Raw genomic sequence first — 23366 nt, forward strand, 5'->3', positions numbered from 1 at the left:
GGTTTTGAGGGTTAACTTCTCAGCTTCAACTGGGGCACGGCCACGATTAGTTCGCGAGTATAGTCTTGCTGCGGGTGTAAAAACACCTGTTCAACTGAGCCTTCCTCTACTATTTTTCCCTCTCTCATCACTATTACTCTCTGGCAAAGGTGCCTCACCACCGCCAAGTCATGGCTGACAAACAGTAAAGTCAAGTCATCTCGCTGAGCGACTTGCATAATCAGATTTAATACCTGCGCTCTTACCGAAACGTCTAGGGCGGAAACCGCTTCATCAGCTATTAGCACGTCAGGACGCGCAGCTAGGGCGCGGGCTAGAGCAATTCGTTGTCGTTGGCCTCCCGAAAACTGGTGAGGATATTTATCGGCGTCCTCGCTACTTAAACCAACTTCCGCGAGCACTTCTTCTAGGCGCGCCGGGATATCGTTAGGTACTCCTTCCCGTCCACGTACCCAAGGGGAACGTAACGGTTCAGTAATAATTTTACCCACCCGCATCCGTGGATCCAGAGAACTCAGCGGATCTTGAAACACCATTTGTACCCGGGAACGCAAATTGCCTAACTGTTTTTCTTTTAATCCAGTAATAGTTTGTCCAGCGAAGCTAATTTCCCCGCTAGTAGGACGAGAAAGCGCACACAACATGCGGATCAGGGTAGATTTTCCCGACCCAGATTCCCCTACGATTCCTAGACGCTCCCCGGCACTAACTTCCAGGCTTACTCCAGCTACCGCATGTACCTGTCCAGTAGAGCGCGGATAAATTTTCACTAAATCTTTGGCGAGGAAAATCGGTTGCTCACTCATCGTTCCCCCTAAAGAAATCACTCAGGACGGGCAGGCGCGCTCCCGGTTTTACCGCCGCAATATCGGCGGTCGCCAGCAGACCGCGAGTATAGGGGTGTTTAGGCTGTGCCAGCACTTGCCGCAGGGGGCCGCGTTCCACAATTTGCCCCTGATGCATCACCAGCAGGTAGTCACAAATCTGGTTGACTACCGCTAAATCGTGGCTGATAAACAGGCAGGCAGAAGCGGTTTCTGTCAGCTCTTTATCTAAAAGCCGGAGCACTTTTGCCTGCACAGTAACATCCAAAGCGGTGGTGGGTTCATCACAAATCAGCAGTTGGGGGGCATTTATCAGCGCCATCGCCATCATCACCCGTTGGCGTTGCCCTCCAGACAGCTGGTGAGGGAAGGCATTGGCGTTTTGCTCCGGATCGGGAAGACCCACCCTGCCCAGCATTTTTATTACTTCCTGACGTTTTCCACGCCGCCCACGTTGGTGCAACGTTAAAACCTCCGCCACCTGTTTACCTACCCGCATGGTGGGATCGAGGGCGGTCATCGGTTCTTGAAAAATCATTCCGATTTTAGAGCCTCGCAACTGTGCCATCTGTCTATCTGGCAGTGATAATAGCTCCTTACCATCCAGGGACACCGAACCGGTAGTTTTTACGCCCTCCCCAAGCAACCCCATTAGCGACAGTGCCGTAACCGATTTACCCGAACCTGATTCGCCAATCAGCCCCACCCGCGCGCCAGCAGGAATTTCAAAACTGATTCCTTTGATTACCTGGCGTTCCCCCAAAAAAACCTGTAAATCCTTTACTTTAAGTCCCTTCATGAGTGCTCCCTAAGTTGCGGATCTAGCACCTCACGCAACCCATCACCTAATAGGTTGAACCCGAGAACAGTCAGGGCAATTCCCAATGCTGGCCACAGCGCCAATTGTGGGCTAACCAGTAGCGATTTTTGGGCTTCAAAGAGCATTAAACCCCAGGTGGGAGTATCCGGGCGAGTACCCAATCCCAGATAAGATAAAGCCGCCTCCGCCAAAATTGCAAGAGCGAAACTCACCGAGGATTGCACAATAATCGTGGGAGCGATATTGGGTAACACGTGGGTAACGGTGGCGCGATAGCGGGGAGTACCTGCTGCCCTTGCCGCCACCATATAGTCCTGCGACATTACCCCCAAAGTGGCTGCCCGGATATTACGGGCAAATGCGGGAATAGAGGCAATCCCAATCGCTAGCATCGCCGTCCAGGTAGAACCGGATCCGCCTGCCGCCGCCAGTAAAATCGCCAGCAGTAAAGCGGGGAAAGCATAAAGAATATCGAGAGCGCGCTCAATGATTCTTGCCGGCCACCCTCCACGCTGAGCAGCATAAACACCCAGCGGAACCCCAAGTATGGCACCGATGCTGACGGATACTATCCCCACCAACAGACAGATTCCAGCTCCTGAGAGAATCCGGGAAAACACGTCGCGTCCAAAATCATCGGTACCGAAAATATGGGAGGCCGAGGGGGGACTTAAACGCTGCTCACTAACTTCCGTAGGGTCAAACGGCAAGTAGAAGAAAGACCATATTCCCATCAGTACTATTAGGCTCACGAGCACAATCCCCATCCACAGGCTGGGCTGGCGGCGCAGCGAAATTTCCCGGCTGATAGTCATCGCTCCACCCCTTGCCGGATTCTAGGATCCAGTAGCTGGTAAACCACATCTATCAGCGCGTTAATTACCAGCACCACCGCAACCAGAATCATCACTACCGCTTGTACTACGGTTAAATCTCGCTGGCCAACCGCAGCAATCAGGTAGGTACCCAAACCAGGAATTGCAAACACTTGCTCGACTACAATCGCCCCGACCAGTAAGGTCGAAAGTTGCAGCCCCAAAACGGTAATTACCTGTAAGGCGGCATTTCTCACTCCGTGACGTAATAGTGCCCCGGGAAAACTCCAGCCAATCGCCCTTGCCGTGCGAAAATAATCCTGCTTGATTACTTCGATAAAAGCCGAGCGGGTGTAGCGGGTAAGTACTGCTCCTTGCACTACGGCTATCGAAAGTGCCGGCAGAAACAGGTAGCGTGCCCATTCCAGCGGATCCTCTTGAAAGGAAACATACCCGTTTGCTGGCAGCAGTTGCAGTTTCACCGCGAAAACTATGGTTAGCAGCATTCCAGCTAAAAATGCGGGGATCGCCATTCCTAACTGGCTGAGAACCGATACCACGATTCCGATTTTGCGGTTACGGCGTAGCGCCCCGAACATCCCCAGGGGAATTGCCAGCACTAAGGCCAGGATCATCCCCGCAAAAACCAATGAAAATGTGGCTTCTAACCGGTGGGGTAACTGTTCGGCAATCGCTTGTCCGGTGAAAATTGAGGTACCGGGATCCAGACATAACATTCCACCAAGCCAAGTTACATAGCGCAACATTAGGGGTTGATCCAGTCCCATAGCGATCCGTAGTTGCGCCACCGAAGTCGGGTCGGCATTCGCCCCTAAAATCACCCCAGTAACATCTCCAGGAAGCAGATTTATTAGCAAGAACACCACCAGGGAAGCCGCTATTAGACTGACTAATAGGGTGGCTACTCGCTTTAGGATGGCCTTCGCCGGCGCTTTCATGTCAACCCTGGTAATTAATAGATGATAAATCGAAGGATAGTCCAGTTACATTCGCGGCCAGCCCGCTAATATCTGCCTTAGTCACAATCAGATTCGGCAATAGCCACAAGAATCCGGCAGCGGCATCATCCGAAAGCACCTTCGCCGCTTGCTTCATGTATTTTACCTGTTCTTCTGGGGTACCCTCATCGGCTTTTTGATACAAATCCCGGAACTGTTGTGAATCGTAATGCCAATAGTAATCGGAGTTAGTAAAGCGGGAAATATCGCGCGGCTCCATGTGGGCAACAATGGTGAGGTCGTAGTTAGATTTCACCATTACTTCATCAATCCAGCGCGCCGGAAACTCTAACTGTTCAATCTCCAAGGTAATTCCAACTTTAGAAAGCTGGCTCTTAATGTGAGTAGCGGCTCCCGAAGCATAAGGCAAGGTAGGGATTCTCATTTTCAGGGTTAGCCCCTCGCCATAACCGGATTCCTGCAGTAATTTCTGGGCTTTTTCCCGATCTAAGGGATAGGCAGTAGATAAATCTTCGTACCAAGGATCAGTTGGCGGTACCATCGATCCAATCAACAGACCTTTACCTGCCCAAACTGCATCCCTAACCGCTTTGCGGTCAAGAGCATAGTTAATCGCTTGGCGTACTCGTTTATCTTTGAGGGCGGGGCGCTGTTGATTCATCCCCATCACCACTTCGCCGTTGGTATTACCTTCCAACACTTTAAACCGGGAATCATCACTGAACTTATCGAGTGCCTGCGGGGCAGCCAAGTTGGAAATAATATCGAGCGAGCCAGAAAGCATCGCAGTATTCATGGCATTAGGGTCGGAAAAATACCGGAAAGTCGCCCCCTTAACCTTGGGTTTTTCACCCCAATATTTTTGGTTAGTCACCAATTGAATCTCTTCACCCTGTCTCCACTCTTTGAGAGTATAAGGTCCGGAACCAGCCGGTTTGGTAGCTAAATTCCCCTTATCTAATGCCTGCGGGTCATAAATGATTCCCGCAGTAGAACTCAGGTAATACAGCCAGGCGTTCGAGGGGTGGGACAGTTCAAACTGAACTTTCTTTCCTCCCAAATCTTTCACCGCTTTTAGAGCTTCCATCTCTTGCTTGCGGGTTGGGCTCACGGTCTTATCGTTGAGGAGGTAGTTAAAAGATTTTGCGACTGCTGCCCCATCCACCGGTGCACCTGAAGCGAACTTAGCATCCTTCAAGGTGAAAGTGTAAGTCTTGCGATCAGCAGAAACTTGGTATTCTTTCGCCAGCAGCGGCACGATTTTGCCTTTACCGTCCACCCGCAACAATGTTTCATACACGTTATAGAGCAGCGCGTAGGTAATAGCAGCAGCATCATTATGCGAGGGATCTAAAGTCGAGGGCGTGGCATGTACCCCGATCGTCAACACCCGCTGAGATTTAGCACCTGAAGAATTAGCACTAGAACAGCCAGCTAACACCAAACCGGCGACTGTCAACATGGCCAAAAGACGCTTACGCAAGGATCTCCCCTTTATTGGTAATGGGTCATGATTGTTTCAATCATAGTCGTTTGCCCGCCTCACCCGAATTTACCGCCCACTTCCCGCAAGGGTCGCGGCCGGTAAAAGATACGAGAGGGGCTTGACCGGCGAAGCCGGTCACGGGGTCCCCGGAGTGCTTTTACCGAGCCAGACCCGCAGCGCACGTTAAAGCAAAATGTGGATAACTGAGGGGATTACGCCAGTGTTAGTAATCCCTGATGAGATCCTCGTTGTGTCAGTAATCCCATTCGGGATTACACACAACTTCCTCCTCTTCACTGATGAAGAAACAAGTTTCTTCACCGTTCATCGTCGTCGTTGTACGCCCGCAGGGGATCGAACCCTGGACCCACGGATTAAAAGTCCGTTGCTCTACCAACTGAGCTACAGGCGCCTGCCTTAAAGGCACGTTTTATTCTACAAGGGCATCGGCTATTTCCCAACTTAGATTTTGGTTGCTTCCATCACTAAATAGCCCTTAAAGTAGTATTCAAATCCTTCCATAGCAGGCTGAAATTAGAATTAGGAAAAGAATTTTATGTTAACGCCAACTACTTTTGGAACCCCCAGGTCGCAATCTGCTTTGCGAGTATTACTTCTCGGTTCCGGAGAGTTAGGTAAAGAACTGGCGATCGCATTCACTCGCCTCGGGGTGGAAGTTCACGCCGCAGATCGCTACCAAAATGCGCCGGCACAGCAGGTCGCACACTATTCCTACACCCTAGATATGACCGATGGCCAACAGGTCGATTTATTAGTGAAAAAGGTACGTCCTCATTTTGTTATCCCCGAAATTGAGGCCATAGCTACCGACACTTTGGAAAAGATTGCAGCTTCCAGCCAGGTAACCGTAATCCCCACCGCTCACGCTACTCGGCTAACTATGGATCGGGAAGGTATTCGCCGCCTGGCTGCGGAAGAACTTGGTATCCCCACTTCCCCTTACCTTTTTGCTTCCGGAGAGGAGGAAATGCGTCAGGCGGTAGAAAAAATTGGGTTGCCCTGTATCGTAAAACCGGTGATGTCTTCCTCTGGCAAAGGACAGTCTCTGCTAAGAACCCATGAGGATATCGCATCTGCCTGGCATTACGCTCTTGAAGGAGGGCGCGGATCCAGCCAGGGACGAGTCATTGTAGAAGGGCTAGTGAAGTTTGACTATGAAATAACCCTGCTAACAGTGCGCTCCCTCGATAATAAAACGGGGAAAATAGTCACCAATTTTTGCGAACCAATTGGTCATCTACAAGTTGATGGCGACTATCACGAATCTTGGCAGCCAGTACCTATGGACAGTACGGTGCTAGAAAAGGCGCAAGCTATCGCCGAGAAAGTTACCCACGCCCTGGGGGGACGCGGCCTTTTCGGGGTGGAACTATTTATTTGTGGAGACGAAGTCCTATTTTCCGAGGTATCGCCACGTCCTCATGACACCGGTATGGTTACTATGGCTTCCGGATACCTATCTGAGTTTGAGCTACACGCACGCGCTATTTTAGGGTTACCAGTTGACACCCGCCTACGCACCCCCGCAGCTTCAGCGGTGATTTGTGCGCCTCTTGCAACCGCCGCTCCAGTTTATCGTGGGTTAGCGTCGGCTCTTTCTCTTCCCGAAGTGGATTTAAGGTTATTTGGAAAACCAGATTCTCGTCCCGGCAGGCGGATGGGAGTGGCCTTGGCGCGCGGAAAGAATATTGCCCAGGCGAGGGAGCGCGCAAAACAAGCTGCCGAATTAATCACGATACAAGATGCCTGATAACTGGAGAATAATAGTTTTTACTTTCGCCTAAAAACCTATTTTCTGTTTTCTATCAAAAATATTAATTTTATTTACCGAAAGATATCTGCGATCTTTTATTTAACTTTTCTTCATTACCGCTTTTTCTGATACTTTTTAACTGGAAATAGAAATACGTTATTGCTGGCATTAGCATAAGAGCAAATGTAACTCGCAAAACGGAAAGGTAAAAGTATGGCGAGGAAAACCCGAATTGTTCTAATTGATGATATTAACGGTGAACTTGGGGATGAAACAGTTAAATTCGGCCTGGACGGTGTTGATTACGAAATTGATTTAACTACCGAAAATGCTGCGAAGTTACGTGAAGTTTTGGAACCATGGATTCAAGGAGGACGCCGGGTAGGAGGACGCCGAGTGGCCGGCACTGATACTCGCGCTACCTCAGATGCTGCCAAAATTCGCACCTGGGCACAGGAACAAAACATGCAGGTTTCCGAAAAAGGACGCATTTCCGCGAAAGTGCGTACTGCCTACTATCGCACTCATTTGAAATAATTTCGGGACTTATACCCCGTGCAATCTCACCGTCAAAGTGAAAGACTGAAGATATGACTTACAAATTGATACTGCTCCGTCACGGGCAAAGCGAATGGAATGCAAAAAATCTTTTCACCGGCTGGGTAGATGTTCCCCTATCCGATCAGGGTCGCCAAGAAGCCACCCACGGGGGTGAACTAATGAAGCAAGAGAACATCTTGCCGGATATTGTGTTCACTTCCCTGCTGCGCCGGGCAATTATGACCGCCAATCTTTCTTTGGATGCCGCTGATCGGCATTGGATTCCGGTTAAGCGCAGCTGGCGGCTAAATGAGCGCCACTATGGTGCCTTGCAGGGCAAAGATAAGAAAGCTATCCGTGACGAGTTCGGTGATGAACAGTTTATGTTGTGGCGCCGCTCTTACAGTACGCCTCCGCCAGAAATCGAACTGGGTTCAGAGTTCTCTCAGGATGCTGATCCCCGCTACGCGGGAGAGCCGATTCCGCGCACTGAATGCCTCGAACAGGTACTAGAACGTCTGTTACCCTACTGGGAACAGGAAATCGTTCCTGAGCTTAAGAGCGGCAAAACGGTTATGGTGGCAGCGCATGGTAACTCGCTGCGAGCGATTGTTAAGCACCTTGATCAGATCAGTGATGACGATATTTCTGGTTTGAATATTCCGACCGGCGTTCCCCTATATTACGAGCTGGATGAAAATCTTCAGCCAGTTAAGAAGGGCGGAACCTACCTGGATCCGGATGCCGAAGCCAAGATTGCGGCGGTAGCTAACCAGGGTAAATAGTTTCTTTTCTCTGACAGTCCCCAAGGGTAACCTTGGGGACTTCGTCATGTCTGCTTTCTATTACCCGAATCTTCGGGGCTACCTCAGACACTCTCTTGGGAAGTGTAACTATTAGGTTTGGGGTCTAAGGAGACAAATGAAGGTTAAAAAGTAAAAAATAGCGAAACTTTGTCAAATATAACTACCACTATGCCGATAAATATGGCAGACTGGTTGCAGGCGCAACCAGCGCCCGTGTCGCAGGTGACACGTGGGGATTGTATTCCTCGCAGTTACAAAAAGACACTCCACTCGGATCGTCGGGCACGTACCTGCCCGTGGAGGAGATATATAAATATGGGAAAAGTTGTATTTGATTCGGTAACCCGAATTTATCCGGGCTCAGATCACCCGGCTGTTGATAAGTTGAATCTGGAAATCGAAGACGGAGAGTTCCTAGTTTTGGTGGGTCCTTCAGGCTGCGGTAAAACCACTTCGCTGCGGATGTTGGCGGGCTTAGAGGACATTAACTCCGGCAAAATTTACATTGGGAATAAAGACGTGACCAATGTACAGCCCAAAGACCGTGATATCGCCATGGTTTTCCAAAACTATGCGCTTTACCCACACATGACGGTACGTCAGAACATGGGCTTCGCCCTCAAAATCGCCAAGGTTCCACAAGAGGAAATCGATAAGCGAGTTGAGCAGGCTGCCGAAACTTTGGATTTGACCGAGTATCTAGATCGTAAACCGAAGGCTCTGTCTGGTGGTCAGCGTCAGCGGGTGGCGATGGGACGCGCGATTGTGCGTAAACCCCAGGTGTTCTTGATGGACGAGCCGCTTTCTAACTTGGATGCGAAGCTGCGGGTTCAGACCCGTACCCAGATTGCCCAGTTGCAGCGTACTTTGGGGGTCACAACTTTGTATGTGACCCACGACCAAACGGAAGCGCTAACCATGGGTGATCGCATTGCGGTGATTGCGGGCGGCATTTTGCAGCAGGTGGGCACCCCGCGTGAACTATATGATCGCCCCGCGAATGCTTTCGTGGCCGCTTTCATTGGCTCACCCGCCATGAACATCGGTACCTTCAAGGTTCAGGATGGTTCCGCAGTGCTGGGCGGAGCGAAGATTCCGTTGGCAAAGTCAACAGTGGACGCGATTAAGCCCGAGGATAACGGGGAAGTCATTATTGGTTTCCGTCCCGAGGCTCTCGAGGTTCAAGACGGCACAGCGGATCCGGAACACACCATTCCGATTAAGGTAACCCACGTGGAAGAACTAGGCTCTGATGCCTACGTTTACGGTACTTTGGATGGTCATGACGCCAAGGAGCATCGCAGCGATGATCGTCCTTGTTTGAACCAGGTAACTATCCGGGTGGCTCCGCATTCTGCGCCGCCAGCGGGATCAGTTATGCCGGTGCGGATTAAAGAGGGCGGGCGACACATTTTCTCGGCCTCTACCCAAGAGCGGCTACCGGAATAATCTAGTCAAATAGCAACCACGCTATTGGGGGGCAGGCGAAACGTCTGCCCCCCAATAGCGTAAAAATAATCTGGCTCCTAGACTGGGAACGTCCTAGGAGCCAGATTTTTTCTTTTCAGTTATTGAAGCCAATCAGCCAGGTAACGACTGGATTCTTTTATTTTTGAGGAGTCGCGTCCTCATCCCTAAGGACGCGACCCTCTTTGGGACCGTTAGGCTTAGAAAACGCAAGTTACCCAACGGAGTATGCGGGCAGCTTCAGCTCATAGAGAGAAGCTGACATGAACGAGGTGAGCCAGAACTGGACGGTAGGACGAATTTGCTTGCCCTTCATATCGGCGGTAAGAGTCAAGGTATCACCGGTTCCCACCTGCTTACCGTTTTCATCTTTCCAGATCACATCAGTGTAGCGATCAACCGAATCAGAATTACCCTGCAAGGTAACCTTCGCGATTAGTTTGTCGCCCTGGCGAACTACCTGATCCTGATCGAATCCGTAGTATTCCAGTTTCATCGGCTCAGAGATTGAAGTACCCACCGGATTGGTGACCTTCAAGCGGAAGCGCAAGGATTCGGCCTCGGCGCGGCTGGCAATCGGAGCCGAACGCAGCAGACCCCATTTGTCTTCGGTGCGAGCACCGGGAGCATAGTCCAAATCATTTGCAGTTCCGTAGAAGCGGTGATCAGCCGGAATCCGGAACTTATCTTTCACATCCTCCCAAGTCTTACCGGCATCCCGGGAACGCTGCCACTGGTACTTCATTCCGGTGGAACCCTGGACGGTAAGTTTAGCCGGTTCCGCATACCCACCCTGGGCTACGCGAGGAGCGGCGTTCACCTTGATCTGGGGAGCCATCTGGCTAGAGGAAATCATAGGGTCGAATAGTTTCACGGTGTAGGTGTAGGAGGAGCGAGCAGCTCCCTTAATCCCGGAAACGCTAACCGTGTAGTCACGAGAGCCATCGGCACCCACCGGCAGATCCTTAATCTTCGGCATCTTGATTAGCAAGGTGTTGTAGTAGTTCCAGGTTCCTGGCCCCTGCCCATCACGACCGTTATTTAAAACTGTCGTGGGAACTTCCGCGCCTTTCGGATCGGTTACCCGCACCTGCGCTCCAGAGAGGTCAGGACGCTGTGACTTGCTTTCACCGCGGAAGGAAATGCTCCAGCGTTCTACATCGTCACGGTCATCTCGGTTGGTGGTCAGCAGCTGGTACGGGAAGTACCCGGCGGACGGCCAGGTCATGACTTCCGGCTTGTAAGCGCTGTCATCAACCAGCTGTTTGTTGTTGAAATCAGCAGTGTTAACCAGGTGATCTCCAGTTACCACAATGGCGTTATAACCATTCACATTCCCGTAAGAGGAAGTAGCCAAAGTAGGATCCATCAGGGCAATACGGTGACCCAGGCGGTCATTAGAACCAACCTTTGTCATTGTAGAAGCACCCAAGTTCGAAGGATCAATGAAGTACCACAGAATCTGTTCGGCTGGAGTTTGCCCAGAACCATCAGAAAGGTTAGAGATAGCAGCTCCCTGCTGTGCTTTCCGGGAGAAACACTTGGAGTTTTCTTGGATCGAGTGAGAGAGGCGACCGTTGGCTGCCATATTAAGAGCGGCCTGCTGCGCGTAATCTTGCAACCCGGAAGTCATATCCATTTTGACCGCCTCGGCACCGTTGAGGCCGCGGAAGAAATTAAGAGCCCGGGCTACCGAATTAGCAGTGGTGGGGTTGGCTACGCCCGCACGGCATTTTTTATGATCCGCACCGTTGTTGGGGCTTTCGGGGTAGTCGGTGTCAGCTATATCGCTAAGGTAACGGGTGCGTACCGCCTCACGGTTGTTAGTGTCAATGGCATTAGCGGTGACCGCAGTAGAACCTGCGTCGGAGGTATTGGTGAAAAAGGTAGCTGCATCAGCCAGGTTGACACCTGCCGCAACCACACCGGCGACCAGAACACCAGCGACTAGAGTCTTGGCGTGTTCTTTCCACGTTTTCATCGTAGTTCCCGTTTCCTTGCGTTTTCTTCTTGTGGAAACCAAATCCTTTGACTTCCGCGAACCTTGCGTTCCTTCGCTCCGTTCATTAACTATTATCCAGTAAAACGAACATGATTGAAAGCGAAAATGTTGGAAAATGAAAGTTTTACACCTGGTAGGGAGAATTTGCGAATACTTACCAACCATAAAGTAGTCCTGGCCTGCAATATTAGGCTATTTTTAGATTTTTACTCCGTTAGTAGCAATCAGAAGCTAAACTGTGTTTTACGCCGCCGGCAATTTTGACCATGTGAATGATTTAATGTTGAGTTTAATCCAAAAGAAGCTACGGCCTGCTATTACGGGTGGAAAGTAGTTGGTTTCTCATCAAAAGTTTAAAAAATGGAAATCTACAAATCGACATCGCTTTGGGGATTGAGCTTTCACTCATGCTGAGAATCCAACAGAAAATCAGCCAAAACATTTAACTATCCTCATTTTCAATGATTTTTATGAGAACATCCCCATCTTTACGTCATTCTTAAGCTGCCGTCAAAGAATAACTTCCCCCCTGGGGTAAACCGGTTCGAGCCTAGAAAATAACCGTAACTTAAAACCCGATTTGGATACGCCAGAATTTTGCGAGATATATATAAGGTATAAAGGTCAATCGTTACCCCCGAGAAGAGGCAGTTTTGAGCGCTAAGAAACTGGTAATAGTAGAATCCCCCGCCAAGGCCCGCACAATCAGCGGATACCTGGGTGCTGACTACCAGGTGGAGGCGTCGGTGGGGCATATCCGCGACCTGCCCCAACCTTCCGCGCTACCCGAGAAACTAAAACATTCGGCGTACAAAAAGTTCGCGGTGAACGTAGATGATGGTTTCCAGCCCTACTACGTGGTTAACCCCGATAAGAAAAAAACGGTAGCAGGATTACGTAAAGATCTTGCTCAGGCCGATGAACTCTACCTCGCCACTGATGAGGATCGTGAAGGTGAGGCAATCGCTTGGCATCTCTTAGAGGTATTAAAACCCAAGGTTCCAGTCAAACGAATGGTGTTTCATGAAATCACCAAAGAAGCGATTGCCCGCGCCCTGGAAAACACTCGGGATATTGACACTGCCCTGGTTCAGGCTCAGGAAACTCGAAGGATATTAGATCGTCTCTACGGATATGAGGTTTCCCCGATTCTGTGGCGTAAAGTTGCCCGTCATCTTTCTGCCGGGCGAGTCCAGTCAGTAGCCACTCGCCTCGTGGTAGAACGGGAACGCGAACGCATTGCCTTCGTACCTGCCAGCTATTTTGATCTTAACGCCATCTTCAGCGTCGAGGGACAGGACTTTAATGCTCGTGCCCTAGAAATGGACGGAGTGCGTTTCGCTGTGGGGCGTGACTTTGATGATCGCGGACAACTAAAACGCAATGCCACGGTTATGGATCAACAGCTATGGGAGAAACTGGCACAGGCGCTGACCGAAAAGCCTACTTGCCAAGTAACTTCGGTAGAATCCAAGCCCTACACACGCCGCCCCGCCCCTCCCTTCACCACCTCCACCCTGCAACAAGAAGCCGGGCGGAAACTGCGCATGTCTTCACGCCAAACCATGGCGGTAGCCCAATACCTGTACGAAAACGGCTATATCACCTATATGCGAACTGACTCGACCGCGCTTTCCAGTCAGGCGGTTTCAGCGGCGCGGCGCCAGGCAAAAGATCTGTACGGCGCGGACTCTATCCCCGAAAAGCCCCGCATTTATGCCAAAAAAGCTAAAGGAGCGCAAGAGGCACACGAAGCTATCCGCCCTGCGGGAGATAACTTCCGCACCCCCTCTCAAGTCAAAGAAGCGCTTAGTGATCAGCAGGCGGCGCTTTACGAACTGATTTGGAAACGCACCCTGGCATCACAGATGAATGATGCACGCGGAACTACCGATACCGTGCGGGTAAACGTTCAACTGGTTTTAGAGGGCGAGACACGTGAGGTGGTGTTTACCGCCTCTGGAACCGTAATCACTTTCCGCGGCTTCCTGGCTGCCTATGAAGAAGGAAAAGATAAATCCCGTTACGCCAATGCTGATAGTTCTACGGCACTGCCAAAACTTAGCGAAGGACAAACACTGGCAGTAACCAGCGTAGATAGAGAAAAAGCCGAGCACGTTACCAGCCCGCCCCCTCGCTATACCGAGGCCTCCTTAGTGAAAACCCTAGAAGAAAAGGGAGTGGGGCGCCCCTCTACCTATGCTTCTACTATCGGGGTAATTATTGAGCGCGGCTACGTGCGCCGCGCCGGGCAAGCCCTGGTGCCTTCCTGGCAGGCATTTTCTGTGGTCAGGCTACTAGAAGAAAAACTCGCTTCCCTGGTGGATTACGATTTTACCGCCACCATGGAAGGCGACCTCGACCAGATAGCTGCCGGTGAGCGCGATGGGAAAGAATTACTCACCCACTTTTATTTCGGAGGCGGCTCCAACGGGGACTTCTGGGAGCGGGGCTTGAAAGATACCGTGGAAGGCCTAGGCGAGATTGACGCTCGCGCCCTCAACTCCATCGAGGTACAGCCGGGAGTAAATGTGCGGATAGGGCGTTATGGACCTTATCTTGAGGACGCGGAAGGCAAGCGGGCATCAGTACCCGAAGATTTGGCACCCGACGAGTTAAACGCTGAGAAAGTTAAAGAACTGTTCACAATTTCAGCTGATACTGGGCGGGAACTTGGTAAAGACCCCGAAAATGGCAACCTGATTTTAGTAAAGAATGGGCGCTACGGACCTTACTTTACCGAAGTGCTGCCCGAGGACGCCCCCAAGAGCACCAAACCTCGCACTGCCTCTTTATTTAAAAATATGTCTATCGAAAGTGTTGATCTGGGGGATGCCCTGAAACTACTTTCGTTACCCCGAGTAGTGGGCAAGGATCCAGAGTCAAACACCGAGATTACCGCACAAAACGGTCGCTACGGGCCCTATTTAAAGAAAGGGTCAGATTCTCGCTCCCTGGAAAATGAAGACCAGATTTTTTCAATCACTTTGGAGCAGGCCTTAGCGATTTACGCTCAGCCCAAGACCCGGCGGGGACGCACCGCGAAGCCCCCCTTAAAGGAATTGGGAACCGATCCTAACTCCGGCAAACCGGTGGTGATTAAAGATGGGCGCTTTGGCCCCTACATAACCGATGGCACCACCAATGTTACGGTTCCGCGCGCTAGCACCGTGGAAGAGATAGAAGCCGATCAAGCCTATACTTTACTGGCGGAAAAGCGGGCGAAAGGACCGGTTAAAAAACGAGGGACGCGCAAAACTACCAAGAAGACCACAGCCAAGAAAAGCACCAAGAAACGCACCAGCGCCAAGAAAACTACCGCTAAGACTACAAAGAAAACTGCGACGAAAAAGTAGTTAGGCGTGACAAGGTTGACGCAATAACCTAGCGTTGTCGCTGACACTAGCGCCCAGAGTTAGACCTGTTTTAGTCCAGGCTAGTAAGTTCTGCCGTCTTGTCCCCACTGACGCTGATAAATCTCGTAAGATAACGTGCCACTATCCTTCACATGACCTATGTTTTGGGTTTGCGCGTAAAAATCATGTCTTCATAACCCACGTTTAGGGGTATCGATTTTCCACTTTGGGTGAACGTCGGGGCAGTAGGAGTTACGCTAGGTATCACCGCGACCACCTTTGTACTTGCAGTGGCGGAAGTAAAAGCGCTAGCACCTGCTTTACCGCTACGTGAAGACACAATCCAAGTAACTACTACGGTAAACGAGATTAAAGCCAGTACTAACAGCACCGTCAAGATAATAATTCCCCAGTTGTGCCCAGGTTTTTTCCGCTGAGGAACATTAACTACCGGTGGGTTTCCATAGTAAGCGGCATAGGGCGAATACGGTGGGTAATTAGCAGGCGGAGTTATCACAGGCTGCTGCTGGGGCAACAAATAGCTGGGAGCTTCTTGTTGCGTTGGCAATGAAACCGTAGCTGCCAGCCGAGTGGCCCCCTCATCAATTGAGGGAATCTCTGTTTGTAGGTTTTCCATAGGGATACTGCCCAGGTGGGTAGCATCCTCATCGCCCTCTGCTTCACTCCCTTCCTCTGCCTGAAACTCGCTGTCCAGCTGGCTTTCAATAGAACTTTCCGTTAGCTTTTCTTCCTCCGATTCCGCGGGTTTTCTTCCCTGTTCTGAATCCTCCGCTTTCATATCTTCTTGAGAACTCATATTTTCCGTTACCTGTGCAGTTTCGACTGGGCTTTCTGCCTCTTCTCTCGCAGCGTCAGCTACTGGAACTGCAAAGTCTTCCTCTTGCCGGGGAGCAAACGGACTATATGGAGACGGAGATTGCTTTTGGGGAATTTCTTGTTTGGATTCTTCCTGGTTTTCCGCGCTTAACTGCTGCATTTGTGGAGCAGATAAATTCGGCGTCGTACAGGAGGCAGAGGATACGAATTGGGCTTGTGTAAGAGCGGCTCGCCCCATAAGTCCGCCTCTGCGCGCAAGCACCACGGCCCTTACCCGCTCATCGCCCACTTGTTCCAGCCAATTAAGAAGATCCGGATAGGCATTCGGATTAGCAGCTACCTCAGCAAATACCTCGGGATGTTGGGCTGCGATTTCAAATAGTTGATTCGCATCTGTTTCGGACGCTAGTGCCCGTTCGCGTAGCTTTTCCAGGTCGTGATTATCAGTCATGGCTCGCCTTTGGGTAGATAAAATACTGCCCTTATTCTAGCGGGCAAGGCGAGCCAATGGCTAAGAGTTCTAAATATCCCCGGCTGAAAATCCTGCTCTCAAAGATTCTTACTAACTTCAACACGGGTGAGGCATACTAAAGCTGCCGCCTCCTCAAGCGGGACGGAAAGAAAAGTTTGCAAACCCCAGCTCCTTGATTTCTTTAGCCCAGGTCTTAACCTGGCTATCCCAGCCGGCGGCTTGCGCCGTAAACTCTGGGGAAGCTCCCAACTTGCGTGCCTGCTGCAGGGCAAAGTTTTTTACCCCCCGCGTAGCCAAATCCCGCGCCAATTCCACCACTTTCCCCGGATGTCCTGGGTATATGGTTAACCGCACCTCATAGTTAACGCCGCTAGCCAACAGCGTCTCCAGGCAAGCAAAAGCTTTAGCTGCTCCCGCTACCCCGGTAACCTTGCGGTAGTCAGTGGGCATGGCTTTAATATCTAGACCCACCCAATCAAGCAGATCGGCAGTTAACATTTCTTGCAGGCGCGAAGGATACGCGCCGGCCGCATGCAGTCCCACCTGGAAACCCTGACCCTTAACCCAACTAGCCGCCGGGATTAGGGCCGCCTGTGCTAGCGCCTCCCCGCCGGAGAAAACTACCCCATCCAGCAGTTTTTTTCGACGTCCTAACAAGTCCTCTAGCTCCGCAAACGGCACTGCTCCGGGCACTTTGAAATCTAAGATTTCATAGTTCTGGCAGTAGGTGCAGCGCCAAGGGCAGCCCTGGCAAAAGACACTCGCCACAATTTTCCCCGGCCAGTCGACCGTGGAAAACGGCACTAAACCCGCGATATTGAGTCGGCGTGCCTGACCCAGCAAACTGGGCTGGGGAGGCAACGAAGAATCAGACACCAGCTAACTCTTGTGAAAAAGTGGTGCGCTCGGCGTACTCACTCTTCTTGCCGGTATTGAAAGAAGTCACCGGACGGAAGTATCCCATAACCCGCGTCCACACCTCACAGGGCTGCTCGTGGTTGCCTTCCTGAGCGCACTTGGGGCAATCAAAATGTTCACCCGACAAATACCCGTGTACCGGGCAGATGGAGAAGGTGGGAGTAATCGTAATATAGGGTAGCTTGAAGTTAGCTAGCGCCCGATGTACCAAAGTCTTGCAGGACTCCGCGGAGTTCATCGCTTCGCCCATATACAGGTGCAACACAGTGCCACCTGTATATTTACCTTGCAGTTCTACCTGTTCTTCTAGTGCTTGGAAAGCGTCTTGGGTGTAACCCACTGGCAACTGCGAAGAGTTGGTGTAGTAGGGAGCATCCTTAGTTCCAGCCTGAATAATGCCGGGGAAACGTTTGGCGTCCTCTTTCGCAAAACGGTATGTGGTCCCTTCAGCGGGGGTAGCTTCTAAGTTGTAGAGGTGACCGGTTGCTTCCTGCAACTGTACCATCCGCTCTCGGATATGATCGAGCAGGTCAGCACACATTTTATGTCCCATCTCGCCGGTAATGTCATCTGCATCATCGGTAAAGTTACGAACCATCTCGTTCATACCATTTACCCCAATAGTGGAGAAATGGTTATCGAGAGTACCCAGATAACGACGAGTATAGGGGAAGAGACCGGAATCCATATGCCAGGAAATTATTTCTCGTTTCTTCTCTAGGGACTGGCTGGCCAGGTCAATCAGGTAATCGAGGCGCTGAGTAAGCCCTTCCAAATCGCCCTTATAAAGGTAACCGAGACGCGCCATATTAATGGTTACTACTCCTAGGGAGCCGGTTTGCTCCGCCGAACCAAACAGCCCGTTACCTCGTTTTAAGAGTTCCCGTAGATCTAGCTGCAAGCGACAGCACATCGAACGAATCATGTGGGGATCCAGATCCGAGTTCAGGAAGTTCTGGAAGTAGGGCAGACCGTATTTGGCGGTCATCGCAAACAGCCGCTCGGTGTTGGGGGAATCCCAATCAAAGTCGGGAGTGATGTTATAGGTGGGGATGGGGAAGGTAAATACCCGCCCATCGGCATCTCCGGCGGTCATCACTTCAATGAACGCCCGGTTGATCATCTCCATTTCTTCAGATAGATCCCCGTAGGTGAAGTCCATCAGTTCATCCCCAATCAAGGGGTGTTCATCTACCAGATCGTCCGGGCAAGTCCAGTCGAACGTCAGGTTAGTGAAGGGGCATTGGCTGCCCCAACGGCTAGGCACATTTAGGTTATAAATCAGTTCCTGCATGCACTGGTGAACCTGCTCGTAATCCAGGTTGTCTTTGCGGATAAACGGCGCCATATAGGTGTCGAAACTAGAGAAAGCCTGGGCACCTGCCCACTCATTCTGCAAAGTTCCCAAAAAGTTTACGATTTGCCCGCACGCAGAGGAAAAATGGCGCGGAGCATTGGAAGCAATCGCACCGGACACCCCGTTAAAACCTTCCTGTAGCAACTGTTTTAGGGACCAGCCTGCGCAGTAGCCTGCGAACATATCCAGGTCGTGAATATGATAGTCACCCTCGCGGTGCGCCTGCCCAATTTCGGGAGTGTAGATTTCATTTAACCAATAGTTGGCAATCAACTTACCTGAAGAGTTAAGAATCATCCCCCCCAGCGAATAACCCTGGTTCGCATTGGCGTTTACCCGCCAATCAGCTTTCGATAGATACTCATTTACCGTCTGAGCAGGATCAACCAAATGTTTCGATTTTATCTGGGGTTCCATCTTCTTCCTCTTCTATGTATTTGCATCTCCGGCTTTTTAGCCACCGCTACCGACTATAGGTAAAACTGTCCACAAAGACTAATAGACACACGAGATATAGTAGGTTTCCCAAATATAAACCACTAGATATTGTGTTTTTCCCGATTTTTCTCATATTTGCTGGCGAGAGCGAAGATAGTTACTTTATTCGCGAGTGCGTACCCATTCGACCTGCCCAAATACTTTGGGTCTTAAGCCCTAGCGAATGAGAGAGGAAGATTTTTGCGGCCGCATCCCCGCGCGGGCAACCTCAAAAACAAAAATCCAACAGACTCCCCCCAAGGAAAGAACCGTTCCCCCCGCCAACATAAGGGCGAGGGGGTGACGAATTTTAGCTAGCTGGCTGAGATCTGCGGTAGCACTACCGACCATAAAATAGTTGCCCCCCTTAGCTAACTGGTAGTAACAGTAGGCAACCATAACTACTCCTACCAGCGCAATGGCTGCCGCAAAGGGAGTGAAAATACGTCCTCGTCGCAACGCTCGCTTTCCACGCTCTCCGCCCAGCTCCAGGGGAGAAAGCAATAAAGCGAACACTGCAACTACACCGATGGCAGCAAATACATCCGATGGCCGATGCCAACGCGCTACAACCACCGCTAGAGCCACCATCCAGAGCACCAGAGCCGAGAGATAGGTAGCCACTTCCCGCCAGCGATCAGCCGCCACCATCACTAACGCAACAGCTGCCGCTCCTGCCGCCGTAGTGTGACCCGAGGGGAAAGAGTTGGTCATATAGTAGGTGATCCCCAAAGCGGGTCTGGACAGCACCAGATGTTTTAACACCTGAGTAGTGACGGTGGCGGCCACCACCATAACTAACATGCGCGCACCCAACGCAAAACGTCGTCTCACCAGCGCCACGATCACCGCCACAGCGATTAAGGGAAGCAAAATAAACAGGTACCATTCCCGTAGCAACACCTGATCCCAAGGCGCAAACGAACGGTTGAGATCAGATAGCGCAAACATGGCGAGCGTATCAGTTGCTTGTCCTGCGCGGGTACGCACAAAAAGCAAATAGCAGGCCACCAATAGTAGTGCAGCAAGGAAGGCTGCCGAAAAACGGCGCACATAACCAGCGGTTAAACTACTTCTCACCCCACTACTCATGCTTTAACCTTATTTTGTCACCCCCCTGGTTTCCACAATCGCCGGGAATTTAGCTGCGTGTTGTAACTAAACATTGTCGCTAAGGAAAGGAGTAACTAATGAGGATGGATAATCTACTGGCAGGATTACGATCCCTGAGCAGTGATCAGTTGCTTTACGAAAAAGTGCTTCCAGCTCGCCACGCTAGTTTTGCTCCTTGGCCCAGTTGGGTTGGAAAAAATTTACGGACGGGACTTACCTCCGCCGGAATAGACAAACTATGGGAACATCAAGCTAACTGTGCAAATGCACTTTACAATGGCCAGAATGTGATTCTAACTACCGGTACTGGTTCGGGAAAATCTTTGGCCGCATGGCTTGGGTTCCTAGCCCAAAACACCCAAGCAAAGAACGCCGTTACTCACCTTAAAGGGATACGACCCACCGCCCTTTACTTGGCACCGACTAAGGCACTGGCTCGCGACCAGGCGGCGGCTTTGAATCGTTGGTCTGAGCTTGCCAATCTAGATTTGCAGGTGGCTCCGGTAGACGGCGATAGCTCCGAAGAAGTTAAAAAGTGGGCTCGAGCAAGCGCGGATATCGTGCTAACCAACCCGGATTTCTTACATTTCGCTATTTTGCGCGGACACAAGCTTTGGCGACCATTCCTGCGCAGCCTTTCGTTGGTGGTCATAGATGAGGCACATTATTACCGCGGAGTGTTGGGAGCAAATGTGGCCTTAATTTTACGCCGACTACACCGCCTTAGTCGCCATTATCAAGCCCAACCAGTCTTTGCTCTACTGTCAGCCACTACTGCTAATCCGGCAGCTCATGCCACTAATCTTTTGGGTGAAACCCGCAACCTTAAAGTTATCGACCACGATAGTTCCGGCGCTGGAACCCATACAGTACTGATCTGGCGCCCACCGGTAATTGAAGCGAGCGATCCTGCCTGTTGGGATAGCCAAAATTTCGGAGAAGAAAGTAAGCAAACCCCAGGACAATCAGAAGCTTTCGTCTTAGAAAACCAGAAACTTTCCGGTACCAATGAAACCGCCCATCCTGCAGGTAAACAAGATGAAAAACCACGTTATCCCGCCATTTGGGAAGGTGGGCGGCTACTGGCTCAGCTAGTAAATAACGGAGGGCGAGTGCTGGCCTTCGCATCCTCCCGACAAGGGGTGGAAACAATCGCCCAGGTTGCCCGAGATCAGCTCAGTACCCGCAATCCATCGTTAATGTCTCAGGTGGCTGCCTATCGTGGTGGCTACCTGCCAGAGGAGCGGCGAAAGTTAGAAAAAGACCTGCGCGAAGGCGTCTTACAAGGCCTATCGGCAACTTCCGCCCTGGAATTGGGAATCGATATTTCCGGGCTGGACGCTACCATTACCTGTTCGTGGCCGGGAACTCGCGCCAGTTTCTTTCAACAAATAGGGAGATCTGGGCGCGGGGGGCAAGAAGGAGTCGGCATCCTGGTGGTTTCCGATAATCCTTTAGATGATTTTTTAGCAAACCACCCAGAAGAAATTTTCCACCCCGTTGAAGCCATAGTCTTCGACACCGAAAACCCATTCGTTTCAGCTCCCCAACTGCTCTGTGCCGCCGCCGAACTCCCTTTGACCCGTAAAGATATTTCCTTATTTGGGGAGAGGAGCGCCCAGATTATGTCGGAGCTTCAGCGGCAGGGTTTGCTGGTAGAAAGGCCGGCAGGACTTTGTTTCGATATCACCAAACCCTTCTCGCCTTGGGAAGAGGTAAAAATTCGCGGCGATCTCGGTCAGATACAGATCATTGAGGCCGAAAGTGCGCAAGTAGTGGGTACTGTTGATAGCTCCCGTGCTGATAGCGTGTTACATCCCGATGCTATCTATGTGCATCAAGGCCACGTCTGGCAAGTTTGCGCTCGCGATGAGGATACCGCACAAGTAGTTCCTGGCCCCCAAATGCTACGTACCCGTGCGAACATAGATACCAGTATTTCGATTCTGTCGGAAGAAGTAACTCCGCTAACCCATCCGCTAGGAGTCAACTGGCATTATGGCAGAATCGAGGTACAAAATACGGTTACTTCTTTTGATTTACTACGCCTACCTGGTCACGATTATCAAGCTACTTTTCAGCTGGATTGCCCCACCCGAACCCTGCAAACCACCGGCAGCTGGTTCACGCTCGAAGAAAAGATAATTAATCAGTTACAGCTAAACGAAGAACAGCTTTTGGGAGGGGGATTGCATGCCACTGAACACGCCCTCATCGGAATGCTTCCTCTAGTGGCTACTTGTGACCGCTGGGATCTGGGAGGACTATCTTTGACGCAGCATTTGGAAACTGGGTTACCAACGGTGTTTATCTACGATGGAAATGCCGGAGGCGCCGGTTTTGCGCGGCATGGATTTCGCCAGCTTTCAACCTGGCTAGATTTAACTTATAGGCAGGTAAATGAGTGCTCCTGTAAAGAGGGATGCCCCCGCTGTATTCACTCCCCCAAATGTGGGAACGGAAACAAAATGCTATCGAAATCCGCAGGACGTGATCTTTTGGAATTTTTGCACTCCATCTTTCAGGGCGAATAAACTACTGGCGTTTAATCCTTACTTAGGGCAGGTCCGGCTCGCGAATGAGCTTTAACTTCCCAGTTAGAAAGGGTTTTTACGTTAACTTCAACTCTCACCTCAGAAGTATGCAAGCTACAAGTAACTAGGGAAACCTGGTTTTCGAGAGCAACTTTCTCAGCTGCGGAGCAAGGAGTATTTGTACCGCCGAAAAAATGGGTTTGGGCGGCGGCTAAAGCTGCAAAATCGGCTCCACTTTGTGCTCGCACCTTCGCGACAAAAATCCCATTTAACAGCCCAATTCCCACCGCCAGTGCCGTCAACAGACAAATGAATCCCACCGCCCAAATCGTGGCGGAGCCTGCTTCTAGCTCTGCGGAATTTAGTTTTCTTCGCCCCCAACAAGGATTCACCGCTCTAACCCCATCATTAACTCAGTTTCTTTAAGTGCACTGGCCTGGCAGGTAACAACTGGTAATACCGGCCCCACCAATCTTTTGCTGGCAATAGCATTAACCCATTGCCCGCCAGAGTTTATCTTCACCGCCACCCCGGTTGCGCCTCGCCAGGGCACACCTATACTTGCCCCGCGGGCGGCAGTCCTAGCTGCATCACAAACTTGCACTTTGGCAGCCCCCGCCACGCCGGCTCCCAAGCCCAAAGCTGCTACCGCCACTAGCGCGGGCAAAGCCAAGGCGGTCTCAACGGTGGCGTAGCCGCCCTGACTTTCCCGCCGCATTTGCCACAGTCGGCGCAGCCACTGCCAAAACTGCGCCGACCGCGGATGATGCCTGAACATTTTTCTCACT

The 23366-nt window shown here is 51.1% G+C and carries 18 protein-coding genes and 1 tRNA gene; 6 read left to right on the top strand and 13 right to left on the bottom strand.

The annotated features are described in order from the left end of the window. Positions 1-11: 11 nt before the first annotated feature. From EFB02_RS01145 to EFB02_RS01170, 6 genes are all read right to left on the bottom strand, one after another. A complete protein-coding gene (locus EFB02_RS01145) occupies positions 12-806 on the bottom strand; it encodes an ABC transporter ATP-binding protein (protein WP_122819601.1) in 795 nt (264 codons plus the stop codon). Next, positions 799-1623: an ATP-binding cassette domain-containing protein gene (locus tag EFB02_RS01150; RefSeq protein WP_122819603.1), complete on the bottom strand. Its 825-nt coding sequence runs from the start codon at positions 1621-1623 to the stop codon at positions 799-801. Before EFB02_RS01150 ends, EFB02_RS01145 begins: the two co-directional genes overlap by 8 nt. Next, positions 1620-2459, bottom strand: a complete 840-nt coding sequence (locus tag EFB02_RS01155; RefSeq protein ID WP_122819606.1) for an ABC transporter permease — start codon at positions 2457-2459, stop codon at positions 1620-1622. Before EFB02_RS01155 ends, EFB02_RS01150 begins: the two co-directional genes overlap by 4 nt. Beyond that, positions 2456-3418, bottom strand: coding sequence for an ABC transporter permease (locus tag EFB02_RS01160; protein WP_122819608.1), 963 nt, complete (start codon positions 3416-3418; stop codon positions 2456-2458). Before EFB02_RS01160 ends, EFB02_RS01155 begins: the two co-directional genes overlap by 4 nt. A gap of 1 nt (position 3419) precedes the next feature. Continuing rightward, positions 3420-4922: an ABC transporter substrate-binding protein gene (locus EFB02_RS01165; RefSeq protein WP_200831519.1), complete on the bottom strand. Its 1503-nt coding sequence runs from the start codon at positions 4920-4922 to the stop codon at positions 3420-3422. Positions 4923-5264: 342 nt separating this feature from the next. Continuing rightward, positions 5265-5337 (bottom strand) — tRNA-Lys (locus tag EFB02_RS01170). A 144-nt stretch (positions 5338-5481) separates the two neighbouring features. On the opposite strand from EFB02_RS01170, the gene purT reads away from it, so the two are divergent. From purT to EFB02_RS01190, 4 genes are all read left to right on the top strand, one after another. Then, positions 5482-6696 carry a formate-dependent phosphoribosylglycinamide formyltransferase gene (purT, locus tag EFB02_RS01175; protein ID WP_122819612.1) on the top strand — a complete coding sequence of 405 codons (1215 nt, stop codon included), beginning with the start codon at positions 5482-5484 and terminating at the stop codon, positions 6694-6696. A gap of 216 nt (positions 6697-6912) precedes the next feature. Beyond that, positions 6913-7236, top strand: coding sequence for a histone-like nucleoid-structuring protein Lsr2 (locus EFB02_RS01180; protein ID WP_122819614.1), 324 nt, complete (start codon positions 6913-6915; stop codon positions 7234-7236). A gap of 53 nt (positions 7237-7289) precedes the next feature. Continuing rightward, positions 7290-8024, top strand: a complete 735-nt coding sequence (locus EFB02_RS01185) for a phosphoglyceromutase (RefSeq protein ID WP_122819617.1) — start codon at positions 7290-7292, stop codon at positions 8022-8024. Positions 8025-8360: 336 nt separating this feature from the next. After that, positions 8361-9494 carry an ABC transporter ATP-binding protein gene (locus tag EFB02_RS01190; RefSeq protein WP_122819619.1) on the top strand — a complete coding sequence of 378 codons (1134 nt, stop codon included), beginning with the start codon at positions 8361-8363 and terminating at the stop codon, positions 9492-9494. A 232-nt stretch (positions 9495-9726) separates the two neighbouring features. Here the strand turns inward: EFB02_RS01190 and EFB02_RS01195 are convergent, their stop codons facing one another. Continuing rightward, positions 9727-11493 carry a CAP domain-containing protein gene (locus tag EFB02_RS01195; protein ID WP_122819620.1) on the bottom strand — a complete coding sequence of 589 codons (1767 nt, stop codon included), beginning with the start codon at positions 11491-11493 and terminating at the stop codon, positions 9727-9729. Between the two features lie 674 nt (positions 11494-12167). Between EFB02_RS01195 and topA the strand changes: the two genes are divergently transcribed. Further along, positions 12168-14870: a type I DNA topoisomerase gene (gene topA, locus EFB02_RS01200; protein ID WP_122819621.1), complete on the top strand. Its 2703-nt coding sequence runs from the start codon at positions 12168-12170 to the stop codon at positions 14868-14870. 157 nt (positions 14871-15027) lie between these two features. Here the strand turns inward: topA and EFB02_RS01205 are convergent, their stop codons facing one another. From EFB02_RS01205 to EFB02_RS01220, 4 genes are all read right to left on the bottom strand, one after another. Continuing rightward, a complete protein-coding gene (locus EFB02_RS01205; RefSeq protein WP_122819622.1) occupies positions 15028-16158 on the bottom strand; it encodes a variant leucine-rich repeat-containing protein in 1131 nt (376 codons plus the stop codon). 153 nt (positions 16159-16311) lie between these two features. After that, positions 16312-17055: an anaerobic ribonucleoside-triphosphate reductase activating protein gene (locus EFB02_RS01210; protein ID WP_234992685.1), complete on the bottom strand. Its 744-nt coding sequence runs from the start codon at positions 17053-17055 to the stop codon at positions 16312-16314. Further along, positions 17048-18871, bottom strand: coding sequence for a ribonucleoside triphosphate reductase (locus tag EFB02_RS01215; protein ID WP_122819623.1), 1824 nt, complete (start codon positions 18869-18871; stop codon positions 17048-17050). Before EFB02_RS01215 ends, EFB02_RS01210 begins: the two co-directional genes overlap by 8 nt. Before the next feature lie 237 nt (positions 18872-19108). After that, on the bottom strand, positions 19109-20023 hold the full coding sequence (locus EFB02_RS01220; RefSeq protein WP_122819625.1) for a phosphatase PAP2 family protein: 915 nt from the start codon (positions 20021-20023) through the stop codon (positions 19109-19111). 98 nt (positions 20024-20121) lie between these two features. Between EFB02_RS01220 and EFB02_RS01225 the strand changes: the two genes are divergently transcribed. Then, positions 20122-22578 (top strand): DEAD/DEAH box helicase, encoded by a 2457-nt coding sequence (locus EFB02_RS01225; RefSeq protein WP_122819627.1) that lies wholly within the window; start codon positions 20122-20124, stop codon positions 22576-22578. An 11-nt stretch (positions 22579-22589) separates the two neighbouring features. Here EFB02_RS01225 and EFB02_RS01230 read toward each other — a convergent pair whose 3' ends face one another. Continuing rightward, positions 22590-22970: an Rv3654c family TadE-like protein gene (locus tag EFB02_RS01230; protein WP_122819629.1), complete on the bottom strand. Its 381-nt coding sequence runs from the start codon at positions 22968-22970 to the stop codon at positions 22590-22592. After that, a complete protein-coding gene (locus EFB02_RS01235; RefSeq protein ID WP_200831520.1) occupies positions 22967-23356 on the bottom strand; it encodes a TadE/TadG family type IV pilus assembly protein in 390 nt (129 codons plus the stop codon). Before EFB02_RS01235 ends, EFB02_RS01230 begins: the two co-directional genes overlap by 4 nt. Positions 23357-23366 lie beyond the last annotated feature (10 nt).

Source organism: Varibaculum vaginae, assembly GCF_900604285.1.
GTDB classification, from domain to species: Bacteria; Actinomycetota; Actinomycetes; order Actinomycetales; family Actinomycetaceae; genus Varibaculum; species Varibaculum vaginae.

Coding starts and splice junctions, on each gene's coding strand:
- EFB02_RS01145 (WP_122819601.1), bottom strand. CDS start 806: ATGAGTGAGCAACCGATTTTCCTCGCCAAAGATTTAGTGAAAATTTAT.
- EFB02_RS01150 (WP_122819603.1), bottom strand. CDS start 1,623: ATGAAGGGACTTAAAGTAAAGGATTTACAGGTTTTTTTGGGGGAACGC.
- EFB02_RS01155 (WP_122819606.1), bottom strand. CDS start 2,459: ATGACTATCAGCCGGGAAATTTCGCTGCGCCGCCAGCCCAGCCTGTGG.
- EFB02_RS01160 (WP_122819608.1), bottom strand. CDS start 3,418: ATGAAAGCGCCGGCGAAGGCCATCCTAAAGCGAGTAGCCACCCTATTA.
- purT (WP_122819612.1), top strand. CDS start 5,482: ATGTTAACGCCAACTACTTTTGGAACCCCCAGGTCGCAATCTGCTTTG.
- EFB02_RS01180 (WP_122819614.1), top strand. CDS start 6,913: ATGGCGAGGAAAACCCGAATTGTTCTAATTGATGATATTAACGGTGAA.
- EFB02_RS01185 (WP_122819617.1), top strand. CDS start 7,290: ATGACTTACAAATTGATACTGCTCCGTCACGGGCAAAGCGAATGGAAT.
- EFB02_RS01190 (WP_122819619.1), top strand. CDS start 8,361: ATGGGAAAAGTTGTATTTGATTCGGTAACCCGAATTTATCCGGGCTCA.
- EFB02_RS01195 (WP_122819620.1), bottom strand. CDS start 11,493: ATGAAAACGTGGAAAGAACACGCCAAGACTCTAGTCGCTGGTGTTCTG.
- EFB02_RS01205 (WP_122819622.1), bottom strand. CDS start 16,158: ATGACTGATAATCACGACCTGGAAAAGCTACGCGAACGGGCACTAGCG.
- EFB02_RS01215 (WP_122819623.1), bottom strand. CDS start 18,871: ATGGAACCCCAGATAAAATCGAAACATTTGGTTGATCCTGCTCAGACG.
- EFB02_RS01220 (WP_122819625.1), bottom strand. CDS start 20,023: ATGAGTAGTGGGGTGAGAAGTAGTTTAACCGCTGGTTATGTGCGCCGT.
- EFB02_RS01225 (WP_122819627.1), top strand. CDS start 20,122: ATGAGGATGGATAATCTACTGGCAGGATTACGATCCCTGAGCAGTGAT.
- EFB02_RS01235 (WP_200831520.1), bottom strand. CDS start 23,356: ATGTTCAGGCATCATCCGCGGTCGGCGCAGTTTTGGCAGTGGCTGCGC.